Raw genomic sequence first — 18,530 nt, forward strand, 5'->3', positions numbered from 1 at the left:
TCCCCGCCCGGAAATAGATACCTGACAGCCGTCAAAACCCCGGACAGTCATCGCCGCCTCTTCCTTCCGTCCGCCGGGCCTTTTCGGGACAGCCGTTCCACGGCCTCCGGAAGCCGGGACGCGCCATCGCCGCCCAGCGCGGCGTCAATATCTTCCAGCGCATGAATCAGGTCAATGACCTCCCGGCGGGGCAAGGCGCCCCCGGCCGGCACGCAGAAATGAGTGCGGCACGCTAACGGCCTGCCTTCATAAATCATGCATTTTCTCTGCCCGCTTAAAAAAGGGCAGCTCCCGTCCGGAGGCAGCTCCAGCCGGGTACGTCCGGAAGCGCGCCACGCCTTCCAGGCCACCCATGCCTCACCCAGCGTTACATGCGGCGTCTCCCCGGTCAGGCGGAACCGGCAGCAATCCGCAGCGCCGGTACAGAAACGCTGGGCGCGGGAAGCGCGGAAAGCGCCTTCATCCAGAAGGCGCCGCACCTCCATCAGCATCCCGGCGGAGGGAGCCATTCCCCCCGCCTTTCCCTGGCGGCATTTGCCACGCGCCATGACTGAACCGGTTAACAGGTCAGGCCGTCCGCCTTCGCCTGGTTCCAGTACGCATACTCGGAACGGTTGAAATCCACGTATTCCGGAGACAAATCCGTGGTATACACCGTATGGGAAAACTCGCCCCGATTCAAATTGATATCCACCTGGAACGCGGGAACCTGCACGGCCTGCCGCAAATCGTCGGACGGAGTATCCGCCTGCACGCCGCCGCGGCAGGCGGCCAAACCGGCGATGTCGATGTCTATCTTCTCTTCGTCCACCTTTGCTCCGCAGTAGCCCACAGCATGAATAATACGCCCCCAGTTGGGATCGTTCCCGTTCCAGGAACTCTTCACCAGGGAAGACTTGGCTACGGCTTCCGCCGCTTTTTTAGCTTCATCCTCCGTGCGGCCTCCCGTCACATGCACGGTGACGAACTTGGTCACCCGCTCTCCGTCCTGCACGATGTGCTTGGCCAGTTCCAGCATCACATGGGCCAAAGCCTGCTGGAATGCGTAAATATCTTCCGGAGTTTCCAGCTTCACGCCGGATGCCCCATTCGCCATCACCAGAACCGTGTCATTCGTGCTCATGTCTCCATCAATGGTGATGCAGTTAAAAGAACTCTTCACTCCGGACTGGACGCACAGCTCCAGCACATCGCGGGAAACGCCCGCATCCGTCGTGATAAAACACAACATGGTCGCCATGCAGGGATTGATCATGCCCGCCCCCTTGCAGCAGGCGCCGATGCGCACGGGTTTACCCTGCACTACAAACTCAATGGCAATGATTTTCTCCTTCGTGTCGCTGGTCATCACGGCCTGGGCCACCTCATGCCCCTTGTCACGGGAAAGCCCCCCCGCCAATTCCGGAAACTTCGGGTAAATGCGCATCATAGGCATTGGCAGGCCAATCACGCCGGTGGAACATACGGCCACTTCTGCAGGCTTCAGCCCCAGAAGCTCCGCAACGCTGCGACATTCGCCCCTGGCGTCCTCCACCCCACGGGTTCCAGTGCAGGCGTTCGCGTTCCCGCTGTTCGCTACGATGGCGCGGATATTTCCTTTCCGGAGATGCTCCCGGCTCACCTTCACGCAGGCGGCCTGCACGCGGTTGGTCGTAAACGTTCCTGCGGACACGCAGGGTTCCGTGGAATAAATCAGGGCCAGGTCCAGACGCGTGTCTGTAGGCTTCTTGATGCCGCAGCTTACGGCGCTCCCCAAAAATCCCCGGGGCGCGCAAACGCCCCCGTCAACCGGAATATAGGATGAATCATTCATCGTCTTGAAAGTGTCTTTCAACATATCAAAAAGCTACAGAACCCACAAGCCTTCCGTTTCATCAAATCCGCACATGATATTGAAGGACTGAACGGCCTGGCCCCCCGCTCCCTTCACCACATTATCCTCCGCGCTCATCAGAATCACGCGGTTCGTGCGGGGATCATAAGCCCAGCCAATGTCCACACAGTTCGTCCGCGTTACATTCTTGGTATCCGCAGGCTGGTTGCGCCCCAGAAGGCGGACGAACGGGGCCGCGGCATAAGCTTCTTCCAGCAGGCGGCCGACGCATTCAGGGTCCGCCCCCTTTTTCACTTTGGCCGTAATCGTGGAGCAGATGCCCGTATTAACGGGAATCAGATGGGGGGTAAAGGACATCACCACCGTTTCCCCCGCGGCATGGGAAAGCTCCTGTTCAATTTCGCTCAAATGGCGGTGTTTCGGCACTCCGTAGGCATGAAAACTCTCATTGCACTCGCAGAACAGCAGCGGAATGGACGCCTTGCGCCCCGCTCCGCTCACGCCGCTGCCGGAACAGACCACCACGTCCTCCGGCTCCAGCATGCCCGCCCTGAACAAGGGAATGAGAGGCAAAAGAATGCTGGTGGGATAGCAACCGGGAGAAGCCACAATGCGCGCCCGGGCAATCTCCTCCCGGCGCCACTCCGGCAAGCCGTACACGGCTTCCTGCATCAGGGCCGTATCCGGGTGGGGGTTCCCGTAATACTCTTCGTACACCTCCGGGCTGTCCAGACGGAAATCCGCGCTCAGGTCAATCACGCGCAGGCCCCTGTCCACCAGGCCGCGGGCATAGGAAGCAGCCACGCCATGAGGCAGGGCCAGAAAAGCGACCTCCGCCCCAGTAGCGGCAATCGCCTCCACATCGGAATCCGTAAACTTCAGACCGGAACCCGGAACCTGACGGAAACGGGGAAAAACCTCCCACAACGGCTGCCCGGCATACTGGCGGGAAGTAGCGCACACCAGCTTCACCCCGCGATGGTTCAGCAGGATGCGCAACAATTCCTGCCCGGTGTAGCCACTGGCCCCGACGACTGCAACTTGAACTTGCTTCATGACAAAAAAGGTATGCTATGAAAAAAGACTCTTGCCAACACTAAAGTTTTCCTATATACACCTCGCCGTCACGCGACACGACCCCGGTCGGTCCGAGTTCATCGGGTTGTAGCGCAGTCTGGTAGCGCACCTGCATGGGGTGCAGGGGGTCGCAGGTTCGAATCCTGTCAACCCGACCATTTTCCCATTCGTGAGGCCTTGCAGAATGAAGTATTCTGCAAGGCCTCAAACTTTTTTGCTCTGCGCGGTATTCCACCCGGTCCTATGGTTCTGCCATGCATCACATTCTGAATGCATGACAATTTTCCAAAACCAAACATACACCGCCCTCAAAGCAGGAAGTCTGATCCTCCCTCCCTTTGGAAAAATTAATCGGGAAAATTATCACAAGATACATTTCCTCCCTCTTGCTAATAAACAAAAAAATCCTGGGTATTTGCCGGGTTCATGCCATTCATATTCATTGCCATTTCCTCTCCGACCGGCCCGCTACTCCGCTTCCCTGCCGTGAGACAGGACAAACCGGAACCGGGAAGAAACAGTTTTTTATTGCGTTGCAGGCAGGTAAATCATATACCCCGCCGGTTCAGACTTCACCTTTTCCCCCTTGCTTTCATGCCATCCATTTCCTTTCTGAATCATCTCGGAGCCCTGCTGACGCTTTGGCTTCTCCTATGCTGCGGCGCACCAGCGGCGGAAAACGGCAGAATCCTGATGGTGACGGAAGCGACTTTCCCTCCCTACGAATTCCGGGACGGAAACACCATCCTGGGCATTGACCCGGAAATCATGCGGGAGGTAGCCCGGCGCACCGGCAGGGAGCTGGTCATTGAAGACATGAGCTTTGATTCCGTGATTACGGCTGTAGTTTCCGGGAAGGCGGACGTAGCCGCCTCCGGAATCACGGTTACGCCGGAACGCAGGAGGAAAGTGGACTTCTCCATTCCCTATGTGGAAGCCGCTCAGGTTATCATCGTTCCCAAAGGTTCTCCCATCCGGAAGCGGGAAGATATCCGCGGCAAAAGAATCGGAGTGCAGCACGGGGCCACGGGAGACATTTACGTCACACGGAACATCCAGCAGCCGGAACGCTTCCCTAACGGAGCGCTGGCTGTGGCCGCCGTGGCGGCAGGCAAGGTGGACGCCGCCGTCATTGACCAGGATCCGGCAAAAATGTACGTAGCGGGCAATGAACGGCTGGAAATTCTGCCGGAACCCCTCACTTCCGAATCCTACGCCATTGCCGTCCGCAAGGGAGATACGGTTCTCCTTCAGGATATTAACGACACCATTGCAGCATTGAAAGCCTCCGGAAAGCTGGAGGAAATACGGAACGCTTATGCGGCCATGCAGGTTAAATCCGCTGCCGGTCCCGAACAACACGCTTCCGGAGGAGGCTGGCTGGAAAATACATGGCTGGACCTGAAAGAATCCTTTTATGTCAATTTCATGCAGGAAGGCCGCTGGAAATACCTGACCAACGGCTTTCTGGTGACGGTGGAGGTCTCTTTCTTTTCCGTTCTGCTGGGCATTCTGGTGGGCTTTGTGGTGGCCGTCATCCGCGCCACGCATGACAAAACGGGCAATCTCCGTTTCCTGAATGCCCTCTGCAAACTGTACCTGACAGTCATCCGCGGCACGCCGGTGGTCGTTCAACTGCTCATGATCTATTTTGTCATCTTCGGCTCCGTGGATGTCAGCAAAGTGTTGGTGGCCGTGGTGGCCTTCGGCTTCAACTCAGGAGCCTATGTAGCGGAAATCATCAGAGGCGGCATTATGTCCATTGACAAAGGACAATTTGAAGCCGGGCGCAGTCTCGGCCTGGGATATGCCCAAACCATGATTTACATTATCCTGCCCCAGGCCTTTAAAAATGTACTTCCCTCTCTGGGAAACGAATTTATCGTACTGTTGAAGGAGACCAGCGTCTCCGGCTATATCGCCCTCCAGGACCTGACCAAGGGCGGCGACATCATCCGGAGCCAGACTTATACCGCCTTCATGCCGCTGACGGCCGTGGCCCTGATTTACCTCTCCGTGGTCATGCTGTTCAGCTGGATGCTCGGCAAACTGGAAAGAAAACTGAAAAACAATGAATGAACATCCTGGAAACACTCCCATGTTCCAAATCAGCCATTTGGTTAAGGAATTCAACTCCGTGTCGGCAGTCAACGATGTCACCACGAAAATTGACCGGGGTGAAGTGGTCTTCATCGTAGGCCCGTCCGGTTCCGGTAAAAGCACCTTCCTGCGCTGCCTGAACCTGCTGGAGGAACCGACCTCCGGAGAAATCCGTTTCAAGGGAAAGCTGATTACCTCTCCCGGAACGGACGTCAATCAATTCCGCCAGCATGTAGGCATGGTTTTCCAGCATTTCAATCTTTTCCCGCACCTGACCATTCTGGAAAATATCACCATCGCCCCGGTTAAAACGGGACGCTCCAGCAGAAAGGAGGCAGCAGACCAGGCGGAAACCCTTCTCCAGCGCATTGGGCTGTACGGCAAGAGGCACTCCTATCCCCTCCAGCTTTCCGGAGGCCAAAAGCAGCGCATCGCCATCGTGCGCGCCCTAGTCATGAATCCGGATGTCATCCTGTTTGACGAGCCGACATCAGCCCTGGACCCGGAAATGGTGGGAGAAGTGCTCTCCCTGATGAAGGAGCTGGCGCAGGGAGGACTGACGATGGTAGTGGTTACCCATGAAATAGGGTTCGCGCGGGAGGTGGCTTCCCGCGTCCTGTTCATGGATAAAGGGAAAATTGTGGAAGAAGGGCCTCCGGACCGCGTTATCGACCGCCCCGCCAATCCCAGACTGCAGGAGTTTTTTTCCAAGGTGCTCTGACACGGGCAGTTCTGGAAAAAATACAGAGGAAGAGAGGAAGAACCTCTCTCTTACCGCCTGCGCCTATAAACCAAGCAATTTAGAATAACCTTCTCTTTCCTTCCCCGGACAACGGGAAGCCTCTGTTCTCTACAACATGATCTCCACGTTATAAGACTCGTCAATCAACAGATAGTCACAGCCATAGAACCTGCATTTTTCAAGATTGTCCCTGTTTTCACGCAGCAACTCTTCCTGCGTAACGGGAGAACTCTCCATGCGCCGTTCAATCGCATTCTCATGGTTCAGGATATCATGATAATGCCTTTGAATATAATTTTCTGAAAAAATAAGGCATACATACCGTATCCGTTCCCGGCAGGCCTGCGTAAAATCCTTCTTCCAGTCAAAGGGAATATAGCAACCTTCCACCACTAAATTTTGGCCGTTTTCAATCGCGGTCTTTACTATTTCTTTGATAATGCCCCAGAGGAAGGGAGTCAGCTCTTCATCGGGGCTTTCAGGGGAGAAAGGGCATATCCCGCTGCGTATCAACCCCATCTTTAAATGGTCAATGGATAAATAGGGATAGGAATATTTTTCAAGCACCCGCTGCGCCGCGAGTGTTTTCCCTGTATGCGTGCTGCCGCCAATCAAAAGAATCATAAGACTTCCCTCCCTGGCATTTCATAAGAAAGAACCCCAATCTTTCCCATGCAGCCAATATCCGGCATCCTCTCATATTCGTTGGTGATATCCATACTTAACCAGCTGCCAACATACTCACAGGATTCTCTGCATGCAGTGCATTCCGTAAAATAATCACCTTGAACATCAATCGTAAGCAATGCCTGCATCAGCTTGCTCTCTCTTCATTTTTTCAGTTCCTTCCGGAACGGACAAGAAAAAACACAAGGTCTCCCGCCCCTCTCCGTTGCCCGCCGGAATAAAAGCTGTTACGGTTCTCGTCCGCAGAAATAAAAATAACCTTCCTACAGCAAAGCCTTTGCCGTTTCCGGCAAAGGCTTTGAACACGGCGTCCCATTACGGGCACAAAACGGGAACCGCCCTAATTGCCGTAAGAGGATTCCACGCGCCTGGCTACGTCGCGGTAGCCGTACTCGGCGTCGTAAATCTGCTGGAATGCAGCAAGGGATTCCCCCTTCTTGCCCTGCTTTTCATAAAGCAAGCCAATCATGTAAAGGATTTCCTTCTTGGTGTCATTCATTTCTATTAATTCCTTATTGGCTTCCTCCAGCTGGCGCAGGGCCATATCATGCATGTTCTTGGCGTCATAGCACTTGCCGAGCAACAGCATGGCGCGGATGCGGATATGGGGGTTGTTGCGGGCGCGCTGGAGTTCCGGAATGGCTTCCGTGTAATTGCCGCAGTCAAAGAGGGCCTGGCCCAGCTCAAAACGGGTTTGCGGGTCCGTGGGGTTGTTTTCCACACGCTGGCGGCACAAAGCCACCTGCTGCTCCGCAGCTTCCTTGCTAAACTGGGCAAGCTGTTCCTGAAGTTCCTTATTATCCGGCTCCGCGGCAGCGCGGCGGCGGATTTCCTCCACCTGGGCCTTGCGGCATCGCTCATTCATTTCCGAGGCCTTGTTTTCCAGGGAAATATCATTGTTGCTGAGGCTGAACGCGTAATTATAGAAGGAATAGGCATTGGCCCAATCTTCCATTTGTTCATAAACGCCGGCAATGTCGCGCACGACGGCCAGATCCTGCTGGTTCTGGGCGTAACGGGCGGAGAGAAGCCCCAGGCGCTCTTCCAGTTCCGCACGGGTGAGCCCTTTCTTGTCGCTCTTGTCCAGGGTGTTCGTTTCCGACGAGTTCTTCATCACGTCCCGGAAGCTTTTAGCCTCCTCCCACTTCTGCTGCTGCATCGTGGCGCGCGCCATGCAGTCCTTTTCGCTCTTTACGGCCACACTGTCCGTGGGATCCAGCTTCACAAGGTCATGGTACACTTCCGCAGCCTGGGCCGGCATATCCCGGGAAACGTAATGGGAGGCCAGCATGTGGAGCATTTTCTTGTTGCCGGGATGCCCCTGGCGAACGGTCTCCAGAGCAAAAGCGGCCAGATCTGGGAAATTTACTTCCATGGCAGCCGTGTACAGGGCCTCGTTTACCGGAATGCTGTAAGGATCATTTTCCAATTCGTCTTCCAAAGCGGAAAGCTGGGTAGCCGCGTCCTTTTTGGAAGAAGTAAGCTTGCTGGTGCTGATTTTCATGCCGCTGAACAGCCCCCCTCTCTTGGCCTCCGGATTCAATTTGATTTCACAGGCGCGCAACGCCTTGCGGCCTTCCAGAAAACCGGGAAGCTGCTTTACCAGGGCCTTGAGCAAGCTGACGGCATAGGGATAATTGTTCATGTCCACCGCCTGGCGGGCGCGCACCCAAAATTCGGCCTGCTGGGGAGTCAACTGTTCTTCTGTAATCGTTTCAATCATGGAACTATATAAGCGTAAATGGTGAACAACGGCAGCGCCCCACCAGGGCGGCCCCGCATGTAATAGTTTAATGCTATCAGCCGGGGAGGCATACTTCAACCTTGTTTTTTGTTCCCATTAGGAAAAAATATGCCGCATGAGACTGGATGCCCTTTTATCCCGCTACGGATATTGTTCCAGGAGGGAAGCGCCGGGTTGGATCAAACGCCACTCCATTACATTCAAGGGAAAACCATGCTCCTCCCCCACGGACAAGGTGCAGGCGGAAGGCATCCTACTGGACGGAGAACCTGTGGAATTCCCGGACGGCCTGTACGCCGCCCTTTACAAACCTGAAGGGTACACCTGCAGCCATGACGACGGGGAGGGGGATTTGATTTACGACCTGCTGCCCTTCCAGTGGCGGAACAGGAACCCTGCGGTTTCTTCCGTAGGACGGCTGGACAAGGAAACTTCCGGCCTGCTTCTCCTCACGGACGACGGAAAATTCATCCACCGCATGACCTCCCCCCGCCATCACGTCGCCAAAGTTTACGAAGCCGTCACGGAGGAGGACATTCCGACAGAAGCCGTAGAGTTGTTCGCCTCCGGAACCCTCACGCTGAACGGGGAAACCCGCCCCTGCGCCCCCGCCCTGCTGGAAATCCGGGAACCGCGACGCGCCCTGCTGACTCTTACGGAAGGAAAATACCACCAGGTTCGCCGCATGCTGGCTGCCGTAGGCGCTCCCGTCTTATCTCTGTGCCGTGTTTCCATCGGCTCCCTGCATCTGGACAGCCTGAACCTGAAACCGGGGGAATGGGCTCCTATCCGTCCGGATGCGCTGTAAACCACCCATCCGCCATGTGGATTCCCATTTCCGAAGCACCAATTGCCTGTTTTCCGCACTTTGAGGTGGCGGCGGAATCCGGGGACTGGATTGTGGTGGACAAGGGAGCGCCCCTCATCGTCCACCCGTCCAACGGGAAAAAGGAACCCTGCCTCCTGGAAGGCGTGGAAGCCCTGCTAAGCTATGAAATAGCCAACGGAGCCGCCCTTTCCCTGGTCAACAGACTGGACAGGGAAACCAGCGGTCTGACGCTGGTCGCCAAAAACAAAAGGGCGGCCAGGGAGCTGGGAAGAGCCATGCAGCGGCGCCTGATACACAAGGAATATCTGGCAATCGTGCAGGAATGGCCTGAATGGACGGAAACAGCATGCACCGCCCCCATTTTAAGACAGGGGGAAGTCGCGGAAAGCCGCATATGGGTCAAACAGGCCGTGCACCCAGCCGGAAAAGCATGCACTACCGTTTTCCGAAAAGAACGGACATGGAATACACGCCGGGGCCCCCTGGCGCTGGTCCGGTGCATTCCGGAAACAGGACGCATGCACCAGATACGCGTACATCTGACGCACTTGGGACATCCCATCCTGGGTGACAAAATTTACGGTCCGTCCGAACATTGCTATCTGGAATACATCCAGCACGGATGGAGTCGGGAACTGGAGGAGCAGCTGGTTCTGCCGCGCCATGCGCTGCATGCCTGCCGGCTGGAATTTCCGTTTGATGAAGAAACCTTCACCGCGGAAGCTCCCCTGCCGGAAGACATGCGGCGACTGCTTGAAACCGGGGATTAGTAAAAAAACTTCGTCATATGACCGGAATGACTTCATCCCGGTCAAAACGTACTTTCGCCAGACGGGCGTACTTATCCTCCTCTTCATTCCGGTAACCCAGAGCTAGGGCGCAAAGCGTGTAATAAGGGGAATTTTCCAGATAAAGAATGCGGTCATAGGCGGCCGGATCCATCCCTTCCAGCGCGCAGGTGTCCACGCGGAGATCCGCGGCGCAGCTCATCATGAACCCGAGGGCGATGTACACCTGCCGTTCCAGCCAGGCTTTCAGCACTTCCGGAGACTTGGAATCCACCAGTTCAAAAATGCGGGCGCGGTACTGGTCCAGGGAGTCCATGGCAACACCGCGCACTTCCACAATACGTTCCAGATAGCGCTGCACGTCTTCCGGCTTGAAATCCCTGCGGGCACAGAAAACCACCAGATGGGAAGCGTCCGTAACCTGGGGCTGTCCCCATGAAACTTCCCGAAGCCGGGAACGCACGGCGGGATCCCGGACATCAAGGAACTTCCACATCTGAAGCCCCAGGGAGGAAGGGCTCAAATGCAGGGATTCCAAAAGGGCTTCCCAGTCCTCCGCCGGAATGCGGCGGTCCGGATTGAATACCTTGGTGGCGTAACGCCATTCCAGCGTCTCGATCAATTCCTGTGCGTTCATATTCATGTATGATTATTCGTGCAGGAAGCCGGACGGTTTTCCGCCGCAGCTTGCTCCATGCCCTGGCATTTTCCCCGTTTCCCTGCCGGAATGCAAGCCAAGGTTCCGGCACAAACGCGGCAGCGGCTCCTTACCTCTTCTTCCTTTCTTCCTGTCCGGCACGCCGGAAACAGGCCGCTCTCCATCCTTCCAACCGTAGCCTTTCCGCCTCTTGCTGACCAGCTACATATCTTTCCATCTCCGGAACAACACCCCACACCGGGCAGAACCCATTCTCAAAACGCGAATCCTCTGAAAAAGGAAAAAGCTTCCGGGAAAAACCCCGCAAAAAACCGTGTCCTTTCCGGATATCAAAGGAATTTGACCGGCATATAATCCCCGGTCTGCTGGATGGTAAAGCTGATGCCCAGCCCGAATTCGTTTTTGTTCCCGTTCTTGCGAACGAAAGCGCCCACGCCCAAATACCAGGATCCCATATTGTGGTACACATTGTATTCCTGGATGTCCAGCTTGCCGTCCAACAGAGAAAAACGCCACTTGCCGCTGAAAGCCCAGGCTTCCGAAAAGCGCTGTAAAATACGCAAATCCAGCTGGCTGCTGTCCTCCAGAAGGGAATGCTGGTTCAAATAACGGTGCCCCACGACGAGTTCCGTGGAACGCCATGGCATGAAACGCAGGGAGTTGTTGTATTCACGGCAGCCGGAAATCTTGTCCTTACCCAAAACGGGAGCCTGCATTTCCGACCGGTATTCCATCCAGGGAACGGGATTCCAGCGCATGAACGAAAAAAGGTTGGAAAAATCCCGACGGTTGACGGGATCATGCAGATAGGCATCCATGAACACATCCCAGGAAAACCAGCGGTGGGAATTAGCATCCCGGCTGGTCATCAGCATGTTGCGCAATCCATACCGGAAGACAAGCCCCGTGGACAGGGAATCAATCTCCGTGTATCTGCCTATGCTCAAGGATGGGGGATTGGTCGTGGGGGTATCGCCGTCAATCTGGGGATAAAGCTCGCTCAGGCGGTTGGTTTTGACATACGCCAGCGTAAAATGGGGCTGAACAATATGGTTCATGCCGTTCAGCCCAAAGGAATCACTATATACGGAAGAATAACGGCGGGAGAATTTGAAATCGGCATCCGTTCCGGCGTAAAAAATTCCCTGGTTGAGCGGTTTGTAGTCCTCCACGCCGTAATATCCCGTATAGCCTCCGCCCACTTTGGGGGTCAGGTTCAGGAATCCCATGATTTTCTTGGAAACGGAAACCTCATGGAAGGAGTGGAACCTGCTGTAGCTGTCCGTCATCAGCATTCGGGCCCAGTAATCATAGGAAGAAGTTCCGGGGTCCATCCCGTCCAGCATGTTCCGGATTTCCGTCCGCATGAACGGAGGAACGTACTGCTTGAGGAAAGCGAAGCTGGTGCGGCTTTCATACATGACGGGGGAACGGAATACGGGAGACTTGATGCGCTCATAACTGAACTCCGTCCGCTGGTCCGCTATGTAAAAATTATTGGGGACAAAACGCTGCAACAGTGAAAAATCATTCGTATCGTCCGTACGGGAAAGAAGCACCGTGTTGTCCGGAGAAGAATTGCGCTGATAAATTTCCGGATAAAAATCGCGGAGCATGTACTCGTCGCTCAACATGTTGATGTTGGCCTTCAACCGCCAGTCCGTGCGGAGATTCACCCTGTGGCTCCACATCTGCTGGAGCGCGAACCTCCACCGGTCCGGGTCCAGATGCTCACGGTACTCATCATCACCGGCGTTGATTTTCACCCCCTTGTCATGGGTTTTGTAAAAGGACAGCCCCGTCATGTCCGGACAATCCTTTTCCAGCAGCACGTCGCGGATGTCCAATCCGTAGGCGAAACCGCGCCGGGTGCGGTAATCTGCATGCAGGGTTCCCAGGTAATCCGCGGAAGGCATGCCGTTGTCCGACCATTTTTTCCCCATCAGGAACCCGTATTCATTCAGGAGGTAAGGCCCCCAGATGGAGCGCATGCCGGGGATGGGAAGATAGCCAACTTCCGGATTAAGGGAATGGCTGAGGTAGGGGAAATAAAAGAAGGGAACGCCACCGTAATAAAGGGTCAGGTTCTTGAAAGAAAACCTGTCTTCCGGATACACTCGTATCCTGTCGGCGGAAATCCAGGTGAGAGGCTCGCTGATGTCTTCCGCCGTGACGGAGGCATTGCAGGCTTCCAGGTAAGTGTTGCCGGCGGCATCCTTCCGGGATTCAAACTTTCCGCTGCGCAGAATCAATCCCTCCATCTTCGCACGGATGGCATCCGTAAGAAGCACTTCGTTCTCCCAGTCAAACTCCGCGCTGTCGGCGCGTACCAGGCTGTTGGTCCTTGTCCTGCCGTCACTCTGGTAAATGGCCAGGTTCCCTTTCAGAAACACCTTGCCCTGGTCCATATCCGCCTGGGCATAATCCGCAAATACCTCCACCCCGGTATCCGTCACCATGTGGACATGCGGTCCTTCAAAAATAACCTTCCTGGATTCCTCCACCCTGATGGCGCCTTCATTGGTAATGGAAATATTGGAGGGAATCTGCGGCATGAGAGTGCCGGAAAACAGATTGCCCGCCATTTTCCCTCCGGCATTTTCCTGCCCGGTTTCAGAGGAAGGGACGGGCGGCTGCTCCGCAGCCGTTTCTGCAAACAGGGAAGCCCCGGCAACCAGCGCCGCCGCACCCCATAGCTTTGCAATCGTCCCAATCATGGCTAGCCCACAGAACACTATGAGAAAGGGCAAAAGACAAGCCTAATGTCACATTTCTCCGCCAGTGGGGGCAGAAAATTTACCGGGTCAGCATGCCGTTGGCTATAATGCCCCAATCGGCGGCATTGCCGTCTCCGGCGTCATCCACGCGGATTTCCAGCTTCCTGCCGCCCTCTACCGCCGTCTTCACGGGAATGGAGTCCCCGTCCTTGAGCACAAGGGATTCCATAAGCTTCCTGCCGTCCAAATACACGCTGAATTTGACGCTGCCGCGGGAGCCGAAGGGCAGCCCCACATCAGCGCGGAACTCTTTCCAGCGCCCATCCAGGTCATAGGCAAAAACAGCCGGGGCATGAGCCAGAATGAAACGTTCCGGCCTTCCGATTGTCCGGAAGAAAGGCACGGGCCCCAAATCCGACGGGAACAGGACATCCCACAACGGAACGGCCCACCCCACCTGGGCTACGGAAGGCTTGCAGTCATTCAGGCTGATACTGGCGGTTGCCGCAGGAATCTGCGCCGGAACAACTTCCAGCGCGGGCTCCTGGCGCCCCAGAGCGCGCTTCCAGACAGGGAGCCATTCTTTCACTTCAGAACGGGAACCATGCCTGCGTTCCACTTCCGCCAGCGCCTTCCGGGCTTCTTCCGTGCGGCCCCGTATCCACAGATTCTGAACATCCCCGAAATAAACGATCTGGGCCAGAGAAGGGGCCTTGGCTCCCCGGGCATCCATCCACACGGGCAGAGTAATCATGCTGCGCGTGCTGTCGCAATTCAATACGGCCACCCGCATTTCTATAAAACCACCCTTATATCCCGGCCTGCAGATGGTGAGATCAAACTCTCCCTTTTCATCCAGAGAAGCGCCCACGGCATTGGAATCATAATCCGAACCTCCGGGCGGATCCAAATGGGCAACAATGCCATACGCGGGGCGCGTCAGATGAACCCTCCCTTTCAGCCGCAATCCGTCTTTAACGGGAATGGCCTCCAGCCGTTCAAAAGACCCCGGGACATACTTGCCGAGCATACGCCCGAAGGAGGCGTCTGCGGGAAGTTCCGTCTCCACCCCGTTGAACAGGGGAACACTGGCCAGTTTCAAAGCATCCGTCGGCGCCAAATAGGCGCCCTTCCCTTCATGGCGCAGCTCGTCGCCGTAGGTGGAATTGCCATGGCCCATCAGGGAAGCTCCGGCGTCGGGGTAATTCCATCCGTCGCCCGTGTGGGGAAGGCCGAAGGAATGCCCCAATTCATGGGCCGTACCGCCTATGTAAATGGTGGCGTTCTTTCCCCTGGTCACCTTGAAACGGCCGCCCTGCATCATTTCCGTATCCAGAAAGCTGGCGGGATCCAGCCCTTCCTGGTCACAGGTCCACCCCGTGCCCTGGTGGCTGAAGCCGCCGCCGTAATAAGGACCCACGCCGTCCGGAAGCTGGCAAACGACCAGCACATGTTCCTTCTCAATATCAATCCCCTTGGAAGCCAGCACCTTCCTGGCGGCTTCCCGGGAGACGGGGCCGGAGCTCTGCACGCTCATCTCGCTCATGGGTTTATCCACATAGGCATCATGAATAACCAGCTTGCCCCGTTCATCCAAATCCAGCTGGAATGTGAGCGGAGGGAAACCGTTGGCCTGCATCTGGTCCGCATAATATGCCTGAATATTCTTCAGAATATGATCATACCGTTCCCGGTATCCTTCAAGGGCAGGCCTGTCCTTGAACGTTACGTAAACCACATGCAATTTTCTGGAAGACTTCGGTTTGCCCCGATGATAGGCGCTCAGCGTTTTCCAGGCGGCACGGGCATTGGCGGCATCCCTGGGATTAACCGTCCAGCTGACGGGCAGACGGGTAAACTCCGCTCCCTCCCTGTCCGAGGAGGCAGGAACAGATGCCCTGGAAGCTGACTCCTCATCCATCCCCATGGCAGGAACACTCCATATCCCGGACCCCAGGATCAGCAACAAGGCAAAAAAACGTTTCGACATAACATTCATGAACTAATATCAGGATATACGGGTAAACCGAAGGTGTTTTATCACCATATCATTCACCAGACGATTCATATTTTCGGAAAAGGAATCATACACCACTTCCACACGGCAGGGACCGGGCGTCATCACCGTTTCCACTGCCGTTGAATAAATAAAATACTCCCAGTTTCCGGAACGGGACGTATGGGGGAAAGCCAGCGTGCCTGCGCGCCTGCCGTTCAGGTACAGACTGCGCAGGGCGCAGGTATTCCCGTCTGAAACATCATAAGTGCCGTTAGCGAAAAAGGCGTCCACCCGGTACACTCCGGGCTTATCTATATTGACATTGTAACAAAGAGCGTCCGGGGATTCCGTGACGCGGGAAAACCAGACTTCATCCCCGCTCAAGCCGCAGGGGCGCGTCTCCATGCGGGAATCCGCAGAAGGATAATCATTGGGTTCATTAAGATAAGACTCCCTCCCATCCAGAGCGACTGCCATCACCTGGAAAGACACGTCCCCCCGGCCGGGTGCGGGGATATAATGGCAGTACTCCGTTTGAGATACAGGGATGCCATTCCGGTAAACACGGTAATAATCGGCTCCTTCCACAGACTCCCATGCAATACCATGGCGCGCCGCCTTCCACGCAGGAGACTCCAGGCTGCTGCCCATGCGGGTTAAATTCACCGCCCCTTCATCCTCTTCTCCGCCGTCCAGCTCCAATTTCACAAAAACGCGCCCCTTCATGCCCGGCAAAAGGACGGGAGGGGCCTCCTGCCCGTTGACCAGGCACCGCGCTATCCGGTGCCCGCAGCCCTGCAGAAACACATCTACCGTCATGCCGCGGTATTCCAGCCCGGACAACTCATGAACGCCTTCAAAAGACTTTGGAACGCAAGGACGGAATTCCAGAGAATCCGGAGACAGACGGATGCCGAACAATCCCTTGTAAAAACAGCCCAGCATGCCGGCAATACTCCAGAGCTGGCTATCCGAACTGAGCAGCAGCCCCTCATCCAGCCCCGTTTCCAGAAGGACATTTTCCTTGTTCGTGCCGCACAACAGGGCGGCACGGACCATGCAGGCGACCGCCAGCGCCAGGGCAGATTCATTCTCCACCGCCGCCGCGGCCTGCGCATAATAGCCCTCCAGGAAAGGCCACATGGCGCGGTTATGGTAGGCGGGCACGCTATCAGGCATCTGGGGATGGATGCAGGGAATGCCATAAACGCCATGAGGAAGGGAGGCAACCATCCCGGCGGCATGGGAACCGCCAGCCTGCCCCAGAAGGACGCAAAGCAGATTGCCCAGGGAATCCACCTTCTCCGACAGTACGGGATACCCGCGTCCGTACAGGTACTGCCCGTACAGGACATGTTCCGGAATCCTGAAAAAACGCTCAATAACCGCGGCCAGGGAAACGCTCTTCTCCTCCCACTCCCGGGCCTTCTCCTCCAGCCCCAGCTCCCGGAACATCCGCGCCAGAATCTTGCGGGCCTCCGCATGCAGGAGCATGGTGGACAGGCTGCAAGAATCCCCAATATCGGCAGAAGTCATCCACGCAGGGTAGCTCTGATCCCTCCAGTCCAGCACGGACGATTCCCCCTTCATCAAGCCGCCCGTGGCCGCAAGCACCTGTTCATCCCTCATGCATGTCTTTTCCATCACTCGGCAGGAAAGGGACAGCCAGTCGGCATCCCCCGTCAGGCAGTAAACTTCCCACGCAGCCATCCCCCACACCACACGGTCGGAAGAAATGGGCCAGGAACCGCCCGTGCCGGTATCCTGCTCCACCTCCCCGTTCCGGACCCGTGCATTTAGACTGTTCATACAGGCACGGACATTCCACAACCCCAATCCCAGATGGGTGGAATAGGAAATATCCCGGGTCCACACAGTAGGCCAGTTGGCTCCCGTCCGGAACGTTCCTTCTTCATTAAGCAGGGCTCCAGCCTCATGCAACGCCAGGCCGTAAGCCTGATTAAGCACTTCAAAATTTCCCCGGTAATGCGGGGCGTTCCCGGCTTCCGAAACAATGCTCCACTCGGAATAGCGGCCGTTTTTCATGGTTTTCACCTGACCGTCCGGCTGTACCTCCGCCCAATGCGCGGCATCCTGGCGCAAGGAATTTCCGGTCAGCGTAAAAGCCTCTCCTCTGTATAATATGCGGTCCTGATCCATAAACTAGCGGATGCTGCATCCATCGTTTTTTTTAACACGGAAGAAAACTTCTGTCCCGCAGAAAATGAGGTTTATGGAATCTTCAGGACATAAAAAACCGGGCTTCCCGAAAACGGGAAACCCGGCGCAAGAGCAAATCAACATTAATGCTTCAACAAAGAGGAAACAGCGTCACGTTCTTCCTTCAGTTCATTAACGGTAGCGTCAATTTTTTCACGGGAGAACGCATCAACCGGCAGCCCCTGCACGATTTCCCAGCCGCCATCCTTGGTGGTGCGGACCGGGAAGGAGCAGATAAGACCTTTTTCAATGCCGTAGGAACCGTCGGAGCAAACGGCCACGGAATACCAGTCGCCTTCCGGAGTCTGGGTAGCCAGGCTGCGGACGGTATCCACGGCTGCGGAAGCGGCGGAAGCGGCGGAAGAAGCGCCGCGTGCCTTGATAATGGCGGCACCGCGCTGCTGCACGGTGGTAATGAAATCGCCCTTAAGCCATTCCGTATCCTTGATGACTTCCGTCACAGGCTTTCCGCCAATCCTGGCGTTGGTGAAATCAGGGTACTGGGTGGAGGAATGATTGCCCCAGATGGCCATGTTGGTCACTTCCGTCACATGGACGCCGGCCTTTTCCGCAAGCTGGCTCTTGGCACGGTTTTCATCCAGGCGAGTCATGGCAAAAAAGCGGTCGGAGGGAACGCCGCTCGCATTGTGCATGGCAATAAGGGCATTCGTATTGCAGGGGTTGCCGACCACCAGCACACGCACATCCTTGGCGGCGCTGCGGGCAATGGCCTGCCCCTGGCCGATGAACACCTTGCCGTTGATATCCAGTAGGTCCTTGCGTTCCATACCGGCCTTGCGGGGAACGGAGCCTACCAGCAGGCACCAGTTGGCGCCGGCGAACGCTTCATCAGGATCGCTGGTCGGGACAATTTCATTAACCAACGGGAACGCGGCGTCACGCAACTCCATCACCACCCCTTCCAGAGCATTCATGGCCGGGGGAATTTCCAGCAGGCGCAGGTTGATCGGCTGATCCGGCCCCAGCATGCTGCCGGAGGCAATACGGAACAGAAGGGAATAGGCAATTTGGCCGGCGGCTCCTGTAACGGTAACGGTGATAGGTGTTTTCATAACGTTCAAATTAAAATAAACAGATATTTTCCTGTCTGGTCACGGTTATACCACAAGGAAAG

The 18,530-nt window shown here is 56.0% G+C and carries 15 protein-coding genes, 1 tRNA gene and 1 pseudogene; 6 read left to right on the top strand and 11 right to left on the bottom strand.

From position 1 onward, the window contains the following. Positions 1–47: 47 nt before the first annotated feature. The 3 genes from BHW66_RS12275 to argC are packed head-to-tail and all read right to left on the bottom strand — an operon-like array spanning position 48 to position 2,890. Complete coding sequence (locus BHW66_RS12275; RefSeq protein ID WP_022197548.1) at positions 48–548, bottom strand: YkgJ family cysteine cluster protein; 501 nt, start codon at positions 546–548, stop codon at positions 48–50. 11 nt (positions 549–559) lie between these two features. Next, the gene (gene argJ / locus BHW66_RS12280; protein ID WP_232051399.1) at positions 560–1,837 is read right to left on the bottom strand and encodes a bifunctional glutamate N-acetyltransferase/amino-acid acetyltransferase ArgJ; all 1,278 of its coding nucleotides are present in this window, start codon (positions 1,835–1,837) and stop codon (positions 560–562) included. Between the two features lie 9 nt (positions 1,838–1,846). Next, positions 1,847–2,890 carry an N-acetyl-gamma-glutamyl-phosphate reductase gene (gene argC / locus BHW66_RS12285; RefSeq protein WP_102733562.1) on the bottom strand — a complete coding sequence of 348 codons (1,044 nt, stop codon included), beginning with the start codon at positions 2,888–2,890 and terminating at the stop codon, positions 1,847–1,849. A 102-nt stretch (positions 2,891–2,992) separates the two neighbouring features. Between argC and BHW66_RS12290 the strand changes: the two genes are divergently transcribed. The 4 genes and pseudogenes from BHW66_RS12290 (at position 2,993) to BHW66_RS12300 (ending at position 5,732) form a co-directional block, all read left to right on the top strand. After that, positions 2,993–3,069, top strand: a tRNA-Pro gene (locus BHW66_RS12290). 535 nt (positions 3,070–3,604) lie between these two features. Continuing rightward, positions 3,605–4,219, top strand: a pseudogene (locus BHW66_RS12835) (transporter substrate-binding domain-containing protein); the annotation flags it as partial. Positions 4,220–4,339: 120 nt separating this feature from the next. After that, positions 4,340–4,990: an amino acid ABC transporter permease gene (locus tag BHW66_RS12840; RefSeq protein WP_042449055.1), complete on the top strand. Its 651-nt coding sequence runs from the start codon at positions 4,340–4,342 to the stop codon at positions 4,988–4,990. Then, positions 4,983–5,732, top strand: coding sequence for an amino acid ABC transporter ATP-binding protein (locus BHW66_RS12300; RefSeq protein ID WP_102733564.1), 750 nt, complete (start codon positions 4,983–4,985; stop codon positions 5,730–5,732). The genes BHW66_RS12840 and BHW66_RS12300 overlap by 8 nt, the downstream gene beginning before the upstream one ends. Positions 5,733–5,861: 129 nt before the next feature. Here the strand turns inward: BHW66_RS12300 and BHW66_RS12305 are convergent, their stop codons facing one another. From BHW66_RS12305 to BHW66_RS12315, 3 genes are all read right to left on the bottom strand, one after another. After that, the gene (locus BHW66_RS12305) at positions 5,862–6,377 is read right to left on the bottom strand and encodes a zeta toxin family protein (protein ID WP_022197554.1); all 516 of its coding nucleotides are present in this window, start codon (positions 6,375–6,377) and stop codon (positions 5,862–5,864) included. Between the two features lie 168 nt (positions 6,378–6,545). Further along, the gene (locus BHW66_RS12310) at positions 6,546–6,746 is read right to left on the bottom strand and encodes a hypothetical protein (protein ID WP_128220526.1); all 201 of its coding nucleotides are present in this window, start codon (positions 6,744–6,746) and stop codon (positions 6,546–6,548) included. Between the two features lie 34 nt (positions 6,747–6,780). After that, entirely contained in the window at positions 6,781–8,163 is a 1,383-nt protein-coding gene (locus tag BHW66_RS12315; RefSeq protein ID WP_022197556.1) for a tetratricopeptide repeat protein, read from the bottom strand. Positions 8,164–8,299: 136 nt separating this feature from the next. On the opposite strand from BHW66_RS12315, the gene BHW66_RS12320 reads away from it, so the two are divergent. Together BHW66_RS12320 and BHW66_RS12325 are read left to right on the top strand one after the other, a co-directional pair. Beyond that, positions 8,300–8,992: a pseudouridine synthase gene (locus BHW66_RS12320; protein WP_102732261.1), complete on the top strand. Its 693-nt coding sequence runs from the start codon at positions 8,300–8,302 to the stop codon at positions 8,990–8,992. A 14-nt stretch (positions 8,993–9,006) separates the two neighbouring features. Continuing rightward, positions 9,007–9,783: an RluA family pseudouridine synthase gene (locus tag BHW66_RS12325; protein ID WP_102732510.1), complete on the top strand. Its 777-nt coding sequence runs from the start codon at positions 9,007–9,009 to the stop codon at positions 9,781–9,783. A 13-nt stretch (positions 9,784–9,796) separates the two neighbouring features. Here BHW66_RS12325 and BHW66_RS12330 read toward each other — a convergent pair whose 3' ends face one another. The 5 genes from BHW66_RS12330 to BHW66_RS12350 form a co-directional block, all read right to left on the bottom strand. After that, positions 9,797–10,444: an NAD(P)H-dependent oxidoreductase gene (locus BHW66_RS12330; RefSeq protein WP_102733566.1), complete on the bottom strand. Its 648-nt coding sequence runs from the start codon at positions 10,442–10,444 to the stop codon at positions 9,797–9,799. 344 nt (positions 10,445–10,788) lie between these two features. After that, entirely contained in the window at positions 10,789–13,176 is a 2,388-nt protein-coding gene (locus tag BHW66_RS12335; RefSeq protein WP_102733568.1) for an LPS-assembly protein LptD, read from the bottom strand. Positions 13,177–13,255: 79 nt separating this feature from the next. Then, positions 13,256–15,166, bottom strand: coding sequence for an NPCBM/NEW2 domain-containing protein (locus BHW66_RS12340; protein WP_183164164.1), 1,911 nt, complete (start codon positions 15,164–15,166; stop codon positions 13,256–13,258). An 18-nt stretch (positions 15,167–15,184) separates the two neighbouring features. Then, the gene (locus tag BHW66_RS12345; protein WP_065528877.1) at positions 15,185–17,335 is read right to left on the bottom strand and encodes a hypothetical protein; all 2,151 of its coding nucleotides are present in this window, start codon (positions 17,333–17,335) and stop codon (positions 15,185–15,187) included. A gap of 143 nt (positions 17,336–17,478) precedes the next feature. Further along, positions 17,479–18,468 carry a malate dehydrogenase gene (locus tag BHW66_RS12350; protein WP_012420473.1) on the bottom strand — a complete coding sequence of 330 codons (990 nt, stop codon included), beginning with the start codon at positions 18,466–18,468 and terminating at the stop codon, positions 17,479–17,481. Positions 18,469–18,530: the final 62 nt, after the last annotated feature.

The organism is Akkermansia sp. 54_46 (genome assembly GCF_001917295.1).
In the GTDB taxonomy this organism is placed as follows: Bacteria; Verrucomicrobiota; Verrucomicrobiia; order Verrucomicrobiales; family Akkermansiaceae; genus Akkermansia; species Akkermansia muciniphila.